Source organism: Streptomyces sp. NPDC049970 (assembly GCF_040660235.1).
Classification (GTDB): domain Bacteria; phylum Actinomycetota; class Actinomycetes; order Streptomycetales; family Streptomycetaceae; genus Streptomyces.
Window position 1 is genome coordinate 1 of the sequence record NZ_JBFALP010000055.1, and the last position, 1,586, is coordinate 1,586.

Here is a 1,586-nt window from a genome sequence, read left to right on the forward strand (position 1 = left end):
CCGGTGTTGTTGATGACGTGTTCGTACTGTCCTTGGCCGCCGAGGGAGACGACGAGGAGGTCGTGGAACTTGACTCCGGGTTTGACGGGTGCCTGGAATCCGTGTTGCTGGCGGATGGTGGGGTCTACGTTGAAGTAGCAGTAGCTGCCCATGCCCCAGCCCTCGTGGGTGGTGACGGTGTCGGCGACCTTGTAGGCGGCGTATCCCTTGGTGTCGCCGTTCTGGATGGCGGCCTGGTTGGGGGCGTCGTAGGCCTTCTCGTTCTGGAAGAAGATCGTCTTGCCGTTCTCGCCGTACCACTGGACGTCGTACTTGTTGAAGTGTTCGACGAACAGGCCGGTGGCCAGGACGTCGTCGCCGTTGACGCGGAGGCCGTAGTCGGACCGGTTGGTCTCCCAGCCGACTCCGTCGCCGTGGTCGGCGCGCCAGAGCCAGGTGTGGTCGATGATGGTGTCGTCGCTGTTGACGACCATGCCGGTGGTGGCCTTGCCTGCGCCCGCGCCGCCGACCCGGACGAACACGTCCTGGAGGCTGGTGGGGTTGGCGGCGTGGTCGGCGGAGGAATCCTCGGGTCCGACCTCGACGAGCACCGAGGAGTTCTGCGTACCGGCGTCGACCAGGAGTCCGGCGAGCTTGACGCCGTCGACGTCGCCGACCTTGATCGCGGTCACCCCGTTGTCGGGGATGATCGTGGCGAGGCCGAGGCCGAGCGCGACGGTGTTCGCGCGGTCGATCTCGATGGGCTGGTCGACGTGGTAGACGCCCGGGGTGAACAGCAGGTGCAGGCCTTGGTCCACGGCCGCGTTGATGGTCTCGGCGGTCGCTCCCGGCTTCACGACGTAGAACTGGTCCAGCGGGATGGACTGGCCCTGCGGGGTGCCGTTCCAGGAGACGCCGCGTGCGTTGGTGCGTTTGGCGGGGACGAAGACCTTGTAGTCGTTCCCGTCGAGGTAGAGGAACGGCTTCTCGCGGGAGACCGGGGTGGTGTCCAGTGTGGTGTAGGGGGGTTCGGGGAAGCTCTGGGCGGGGGCTCCCTCGACGCCGGAGAAGGTCATGTTCCAGACGCCGTTGCCCCAGCTTCCGACGGAGCTGTCGCGGGTGTACCACTGCTGTTGGGAGTAGGGGCCGACCTGGCCGTCGATCTTGCTGTCGGCGATGTAGCCGCCGCTGGCCCAGCCGTAGCCGTCGGGGGCGAGGTTGAGTCCGCCTTTGACGTGCATGCGGCGGAAGGGGGCGGCTTGGGAGACGGCCCAGCGGTTGGTGCCGTTGACGGGGTTGAGGGCGAGGTTCTCGGCCGAACGCCAGAAGTTCTGGGTGGCGTTGCCGTTGAACCAGCCGGCGTCGACGGTGACGTCACCGTTGAAGGTGGTGTCGTCGGGCTTGAGGCCGAGTCCCGCGATGGAGGTGTAGAAGCCGATCTGCGCGTTGATGTTGCTGTACGTGCCGGGCTTGAACATCAGCGCGTAGCGATCGGTGCCGAACTGTGCCGACTCCTGCTTCTTGAAGATCTCGTCGACCTTGCCCTGGATGTTCGGCGTCGAGGGGTCGAAGACCAGCACGTTGGGCCCGAGGTCACCACCGCCGGG

At 66.3% G+C, this 1,586-nt stretch carries 1 protein-coding gene; it reads right to left on the bottom strand.

Features of this window, described 5'->3' with window-relative positions; translation table 11 throughout:
* The coding region (locus AB0I83_RS31425) for a coagulation factor 5/8 type domain-containing protein (RefSeq protein ID WP_363307044.1) at positions 1 to 1,586 on the bottom strand (1,586 nt) is incomplete at both ends.